Origin of the sequence: Sphingomonas sp. CCH9-E2 (assembly GCF_001557215.1) — a bacterium.
Taxonomy (GTDB): Bacteria; Pseudomonadota; Alphaproteobacteria; order Sphingomonadales; family Sphingomonadaceae; genus Sphingomonas.
The window spans coordinates 1-6,952 of record NZ_LSJM01000010.1; the positions used below are offsets into that span (position 1 = coordinate 1).

The following is a 6,952-nucleotide window of genomic DNA, read 5'->3' on the forward strand; positions in this document are numbered from 1 at the left end:
GGCAGGGGGCGTATCGACGGCGGGGGCGGCGGCACTGGCCATGGCTGGGCTTACTTGCTCGTGTCGACCGTGACTTCGGCGGAGAGGCCGGCGATCAGCTGACGCGGGCTTTTTTCATCGATCGCGATGCGCACCGGCACGCGCTGCGTCACCTTGACCCAATTGCCATTCGCGTTCTGTGCCGGGAGTACCGAGGTTTCGGAGCCGGTCTGCGACCCGATCGATGCGACATGGCCCTTGAGCTTCAGGCCGGGATAGGCGTCGAAGCGGACCTCGGCGGGCTGGCCGATACGCATGTCGGCAAGGTCGGTTTCCTTGAAGTTCGCCTCGATCCACGACCCGCCCGAGCGGACCAGCGTGACGGCGGGCAGGCCCGACATCATCATCTGCCCCACCTGCAGCCGGTCGGCCTGGCTGACCACGCCGTCCACCGGTGCGCGGCGCACCGTGCGTTCGAGGTCGAGCAGTGCCTTGGCGCGCTGGGCGCGGCCTGCGGCGATGGCGGGGTTGACCCCGGGCACCGCACTGCCGCTCGACAGCTTGGCACGGGCTTCATCGGCTCCGGCGAGCGCGCTTTGCAGGCTGGCGCGGGCCTGTTCGACGGCGTGTTCGGCCTGTTCGAAGCGCGCGCGCGTGGTGAAGCCACGATCCATCAGCGCCTTTTGCCGGGCATAATCCTCTTGCGCGGAGGCGATGCGGTCGCGCGCGGCCTGAATATCGGCGCCTGTGCCCTGATAATTGGCCTGCAGCGTGGTCACCTGAACCTGCGCATTGGCGATTGCGGCGTCGGCCTGGGCGACCGCGATGCGATAGGGTTCGGGGTCGATGCGGAACAATACGTCGCCGGCCTTGACGCTTTGGTTCTCCTTGACCGCGACCTCGACGATCCGCCCCGCGACGTCGCTCGCGACCGAGACCTTGTCCTGCTGGACATAGGCATTGTCGGTCGAGACGGTGCCGCCCGACAGCGACCACCACAGCGCAATCGCGCCGATCACCACCAGCGGCACGCCGAACATCAGGATCGGGCGCAGCAGCTTGCGCTTCGGCTTCGCCACAACCGGCTCGGCGGTGGTGGTGGTTTCGATGCGGGGGTCGGCTTCAGCCATTGGCGGCCTCGTTGGACTGGTCGGGGTTGAGATTGTCGCGCAGCTGTTCGAGCAGCGCGTGGAGCCTGGCCTGGTCAGCGGCGCTGATGCCCTCTGCGGCGTCGACGAACAGCGAGTCGGCGATGCCCTTCAGCTGGAGCAGGATCGGCTGGGCCGCTTCGGTCAGGTGGATGCGCCACACGCGCCGGTCACCCGGATCGCGCCGCCGCTCGACCCAGCCGGCTTCCTCGAGCCGGTCGATCATGCGGCCGAGCGTGATCGGTTCGACTTCGAGCAGCTCGGCGAGCATGCCCTGATTGCTGCCCTCATGCCGCTTGAGCACGCTGAGGGTCCGCCATTGCTGGCGGGTGACGCCGATCAGCCGCGCGCGCTCGTCGAAGCGCTTGCGGAGCAGGCGGGAGACGTCGCTAATCAGAAATCCGAGTGAGTCGGTCATGAGCCGCGATATAATAAGCATGCTTATAGAATACTACTGCTATAAGTTGCATTTCGCGATGGATGCGATTGCGCCCAACGCAAGCGCTCGCCCTTTCCCGGCGCGGCAATCCGGTGCATCAGGCGCGGATGACCGACACATTCAAAACGTTCGAGAGCTTCGACGGCCAGCGCCTGGCCTGGCGCGAGCGGGGTGAGGGGCGGCCGGTGGTGCTGATCCACGGCTATTTCTCCGACGCGCAGACCAACTGGATCAAATATGGTACGGCGGAGAAGCTGGTTGCTGCGGGTTTCCGGGTGATCATGCCCGACTTGCGTGCGCATGGTGACAGCGCGCGGCCGCATGACCTAGCCGCCTATCCGCCCGATGCGCTGGCGCAGGATGCGGAGGCGCTGATCGCGCATCTTGGCCTGACCGACTATGATCTGGGCGGTTATTCGCTGGGTGCGCGCACGACGGTGCGGCTGCTGGTGCGCGGGATCGCGCCGAAGCCGCGACGCGTGGTGCTGTCTGGCCTTGGCGATGAGGGGGTGACCGATACCGGGCGCCGCGCGGGGTTCTTCCGCCGTGTGCTCACCGGATTCGGCAGCTTCGTGCGCGGCGACAAGGAGTTCATGTCGCAGGCGTTCCTCAAGACCACCGGCGGGGATCCCAAGGCGCTGCTCGGCATCCTCGATACATTTGTCGACACGCCGCCCGAGGCCGTGGCGATGCTGGACGTACCTGTGCTGATCGTCGCAGGGGCGGAGGATGACGAGGTCGGATCGTTCACCGGACTGGCCGAGATGCTGCCGGATGCGCGCTTCGTCGAGGTTCCTGGCAATCACATGAGCGCGGTCACACGTCCCGAGCTAGGCGACGCGATCGTAACATTTCTGACCGCTTGACCGCCTGCCGGGGCAGGCGCAGGTTGCGCGCATTCAACATCACTGGGTTTGAGAGGGTTTGATGATCCGCACCGGAATTTCCACGATCGCGCTGGCGGTCCTGCTGGCGACGCCCGCCGTCGCGCAGACGAAGGCGCCCACGACCGCGCCGACGGCAGCCGAAGCCGACGCGTTCGTTGCGCGCGCGACCAAGGAGTTCGAGGAATTCTCGGTCGACGATGCGCGCATCCAGTGGCTGTATGCGACCTATATCAACGACGACACGTCCGCGCTGGTCGCCAAGAGCGGCGCCAAGGGGACCGAACTGGCGGTCAAGTTCGCGCTGGAGGCGGCGAAGTTCGACAAGGTGAAGGGCCTGTCACCCGATACGCGTCGTCAACTCGACATTCTGCGCAGCGCGATCACCTCGCCCGCGCCGACGCGCGCCGGGGCGGCGACCGCGCTCGCCAAGCTGCAGACCGACATGCAGACCGTCTATGGCACCGGCAAGGGCACGCTGAACGGCAAGCCGATCAACGGTAGCGACATCGAGGCGGCGATGGGGACCAGCCGCAATCCCGACGAGCTCAAGGAAATGTGGACCAGCTGGCACGACAATGTCGGCGCACCGCAGCGCCAGGACTATCAGCGCGCCGCCGGCCTGCTGAACGAAGGCGCGCGCGAGCTGGGCTTCAAGGATGTCGGCGCGATGTGGCGGTCGAACTACGACATGCCGCCCGAGGAGTTTGCCAAGCTCACCGACAAATTGTGGAACGAGGTGAAGCCGCTCTATGAATCGCTGCACACCTATGTCCGCTGGAAACTGAACGAGAAATATGGCGATGCGGTCCAGTCGAAGACGGGTCCGATCCGCGCCGACCTGCTCGGCAATATGTGGGCGCAGGAATGGGGCAATATCTATGATATCGTCGCCCCGGCTGGGTCGGGTGATCTTGGCTTCGACGTCGGCGAATTGCTCGTCGCCAAGGATTATGACGCGATCAAGATGGTCAAGGCGGGGGAGGGCTTCTACTCCTCGCTCGGGCTCGATCCGATGCCGGAAACCTTCTGGAAACGCTCGCAGTTCGTGAAGCCAGCCGATCGCGAGGTGCAGTGCCATGCGTCGGCGTGGAACCTCGACAATGTCGACGACCTGCGCATCAAGATGTGCATCAAGGTGAACGGCGACGATTTCGTCACGATCCACCACGAGCTGGGCCATAACTACTACCAGCGCGCGTATAATCAGAAACCGTTGCTCTATCGCAACGGTGCGAATGACGGCTTCCATGAGGCGATCGGCGATTTCGTTGCGCTGTCGATCACGCCGGATTACCTCGTCTCGATTGGGCTGCTCGAGGAGAGCAAGGTGCCGAGCGCGGACAAGGACACCGGGCTGCTGCTGCGTCAGGCGATGGACAAGGTCGCGTTCCTGCCGTTCGGGCTGCTGATCGACAAATGGCGTTGGGGCGTGTTCTCGGGCGGTATCCCGGCGAGCGGCTATCAGGGCGCATGGGATGCGCTGCGTCTGCAATATCAGGGGATTACGCCCCCGGTGAAGCGCGACGAGACCAAGTTCGATCCGGGCGCGAAATACCATATCCCCGCGAATGTGCCCTACACGCGCTACTTCCTCGCCCGGCTGCTGCAGTTCCAGTTCTACAAGGCGGCGTGCGATCAGGCCGGGTGGAAGGGGCCGCTCCACCGCTGCTCCTTCTATGGCAACAAGGAGGTCGGCGCGAAGCTGAACGCGATGCTGGAAATGGGCGCGTCCAAGCCCTGGCCCGACGCGCTGGAGGCATTCACCGGCAGCCGCGAGATGTCGGGCGCGGCGATGGTCGAGTATTTCGCGCCGCTGAAGGTGTGGCTCGACGAGCAGAACAAGGGCAAGCCAAAGGGCTGGTAATGAAGAGGCCGCCGTGACTGAGTCGCGGCGGCCTCTTCCTTGTGACGTTGCGCCGCGGTCAGCTGGGCAGCTTGTCCGGGATCGTGCCCTCGTCGGCGATGCCCGCCTCGAACGAGGCCGAGCTGTCGGTGCCGTCGGCCTGATGCGCGGTCGTACCGGGGGTCTTTGCGTCGCTCTTCGGTCCGCCTTGGCCCTTCTGTACCGCGTAGAAGATCCCGGCGACGGTCGCGCCGATCGCCGCGACGCCGCCGATCAGCGTCGCGAAGAAGTTGCGGTCGCCCATTTTCTCGCGCGTTTCGGCAACGAACTGCACCGGAGCGGAGTCGGTGACCGTCTGCGCGGCACTATGCGCCGCCGAGGAGACCTTGGCTGCCGCAGCCTCGACCGCAGCGCGCGGGCGGCTGGGGGCAGGCTTGCGTGTCGAGGCGCGCGGCTTGGTCGAGGCAGCGGGCTTGCGGGTCGCGGCGGTGCGGCGCGGAGGCGGAGCCTTGTCAACTGCCGCCGGAGCCTTGGCCGCAGCGGGCTTGCGCGCCGGTGCCTTGGTCGGGGGGGCGGGCGCATCGATGGCGGCGGGTGGTTCGGCAGCGGGCTTGGGCGCAGGCGTTGGCTTGGCCGCAGCCTTTGGCTTCGGCGCGGCCTTGGGCTTGGCCGGTGCCTTCGCCTTGGCCGGGGCCTTGGCCGGCTTAGGCGCGCTCGCGTCGTCCGCCTTGACGCTCGGCTTCGCTGCCGCGCGGCGCGGCTTCGCGGGAGCCTTGGCCTCGGTCGGGGTGTCGCCGTCATTCGATGTGGTCGGGGCTTTCGCCATCACGCAACTCCAGTGGTTTCGTGGCTGTAACCAGCCTGCGGCCAAACGGTTTCCCGCGTCAATGAAAAGCGCGCATTTGGCACAAGTTTAGCGGAATGGCGGCTCGTTGAACGCGCGCAGCTTGCGGCTGTGCAGCTTTGCGCCCTCGCGCCGCAATTCCTCGCAGGTTTCGATGCCGATCTTGAGATGCTCGGCAATCGCGCGTTCGTAGAAGCGGTTGGCCTGGCCGGGCAGCTTGAGTTCGCCGTGCAGCGGCTTGTCCGACACGCACAGCAAAGTGCCGTAGGGGACGCGGAAGCGATAGCCCTGCGCTGCGAGCGTTGCGCTTTCCATGTCCACCCCGACCGCGCGGCTGAGCGAGAAGCGCAACGCCGAGCGTGAAAAGCGCAGTTCCCAGTTGCGGTCGTCCGTCGTGACGATCGTGCCCGTGCGCAGGCGGCGCTTGAGCTCATCCCCCGACTGGCCCGAGACGGTTTCGGCAGCGCGGGCCAGTGCCTGCTGCACTTCGGCAATCGCCGGGATCGGGATTTCGGGCGGCAGCACGTCATCCAGCACATGGTCGTCGCGCAGATAGGCGTGGGCGAGGACATAGTCGCCGATCCGCTGGCTGGGGCGCAGGCCACCGCAATGGCCGATCATCAGCCATGCCTCCGGGCGCAGCACGGCGAGGTGGTCGGTTATCGTCTTGGCGTTGGACGGGCCGACGCCGATGTTCACCAAAGTGATTCCGCTGCCATCCTCTGCCATCAGATGCCAGGCCGGCATCTGGTGGCGGCGCCACGCGCTGTCGGTCAGCAGCATTTCGGGATCGTCGCCAGCCTTGAACACGATGCCGCCCGGCCCGGACACGCCGGTAAAGCGGCTGCCTTCACCCACCTGCTCCGACGCCCACCGGACGAATTCGTCGACATAGCGGTGATAGTTGGTGAACAGGATGTACTGCTGCACATGCTCGGTCGGGGTGCCGGTATAGTGGCGCAGTCGCGCAAGGCTGAAATCGGTGCGCAGCGCGTCGAACAGCGCGAGCGGGCGGGTGCCGTCCTGGCTGATCCAGCTGCCATCCGCGATCTCGTCCCCGATATGCGCCAGCTCGGTCGCCGGGAAATGCCGCGCGAGTTCGAGCACCGACACCTGATCCATCTTCAACACATGGCTGGGGTCGATCACATAGGGGAAGGGGATTTCCTGGCGCCCGGTGGCCGCGGTAACCTCAACATCATAATCCTCGATCAGCAGGGTCAGCTGTTCGACCAGATAATCGGCAAACATCGCGGGGCGGGTGACGCTGATCGCATAGTCGCCCGGCTCGACCAGCCGACCGAAGCTGCGCGCCGGGGTGGGGCGGTTGATTTCGTTGCGATATCGCACGCGAATTTCGGGATAGGCGAAGCTGCCGTCGGTGCGGCGCTCCGGGTCCGGGGCAATCCCCGAGGTCAGATAGAGATCGAGAGCCTCACGTAGGCGCGTGACGGAGGCGGTGTGCAGCCGATCCAGTTCGGCGACGATTTGTTCTGCTTGTGTCATCTTTCACGGCTAATTTGCCGCGATGACATTGGCAAGACCACAGCATGTAGCATCCGTGGCACGCCGGTCATCGTGACCGACGTGCCCGACCGGATCAATTGGCGTCGTCGTCCTTCTCCAGCAGCTTGCTGACGCCGAACGCGGCCCCGGCAACGGCTGCAGCTGCGCCGGCCGCGATGGCGGCTGCGGCGACGGGGTTCTTCTTGGCGGCATCGACGACGTCGTCGAATGCCTCGCTGATCGCTTCACCGGCGTCGTTGAGCGCTTCCTTCGCCTGGCTGAACAGCGATTCGTCGCCGGTGGCGG

General features: G+C 65.8%; 7 protein-coding genes. 2 read left to right on the forward strand and 5 right to left on the reverse strand.

Going from position 1 to position 6,952, the window contains the following annotated elements; all coding sequences use genetic code 11:
* Positions 1 to 50: 50 nt before the first annotated feature.
* Together AX681_RS00610 and AX681_RS00615 are read right to left on the reverse strand one after the other, a co-directional pair.
* Positions 51 to 1,109, reverse strand: a complete 1,059-nt coding sequence (locus AX681_RS00610; protein WP_066658974.1) for an HlyD family secretion protein — start codon at positions 1,107 to 1,109, stop codon at positions 51 to 53.
* Entirely contained in the window at positions 1,102 to 1,545 is a 444-nt protein-coding gene (locus AX681_RS00615) for a MarR family winged helix-turn-helix transcriptional regulator (RefSeq protein ID WP_066658977.1), read from the reverse strand. Before AX681_RS00615 ends, AX681_RS00610 begins: the two co-directional genes overlap by 8 nt.
* A 128-nt stretch (positions 1,546 to 1,673) precedes the next feature.
* On the opposite strand from AX681_RS00615, the gene AX681_RS00620 reads away from it, so the two are divergent.
* Positions 1,674 to 2,432: an alpha/beta fold hydrolase gene (locus AX681_RS00620; RefSeq protein WP_066658979.1), complete on the forward strand. Its 759-nt coding sequence runs from the start codon at positions 1,674 to 1,676 to the stop codon at positions 2,430 to 2,432.
* Between the two features lie 61 nt (positions 2,433 to 2,493).
* Positions 2,494 to 4,317 (forward strand): M2 family metallopeptidase, encoded by a 1,824-nt coding sequence (locus tag AX681_RS00625; protein ID WP_066658981.1) that lies wholly within the window; start codon positions 2,494 to 2,496, stop codon positions 4,315 to 4,317.
* 58 nt (positions 4,318 to 4,375) lie between these two features.
* Here the strand turns inward: AX681_RS00625 and AX681_RS21700 are convergent, their stop codons facing one another.
* The 3 genes from AX681_RS21700 to AX681_RS22235 all read right to left on the reverse strand — a co-directional run.
* Entirely contained in the window at positions 4,376 to 5,122 is a 747-nt protein-coding gene (locus AX681_RS21700) for a hypothetical protein (protein WP_066658983.1), read from the reverse strand.
* Positions 5,123 to 5,209: 87 nt separating this feature from the next.
* On the reverse strand, positions 5,210 to 6,646 hold the full coding sequence (locus tag AX681_RS00635) for an AMP nucleosidase (RefSeq protein ID WP_066658988.1): 1,437 nt from the start codon (positions 6,644 to 6,646) through the stop codon (positions 5,210 to 5,212).
* A gap of 94 nt (positions 6,647 to 6,740) precedes the next feature.
* On the reverse strand, positions 6,741 to 6,952 hold a 212-nt coding region (locus AX681_RS22235; protein WP_082749476.1), incomplete at its 5' end, for a hypothetical protein.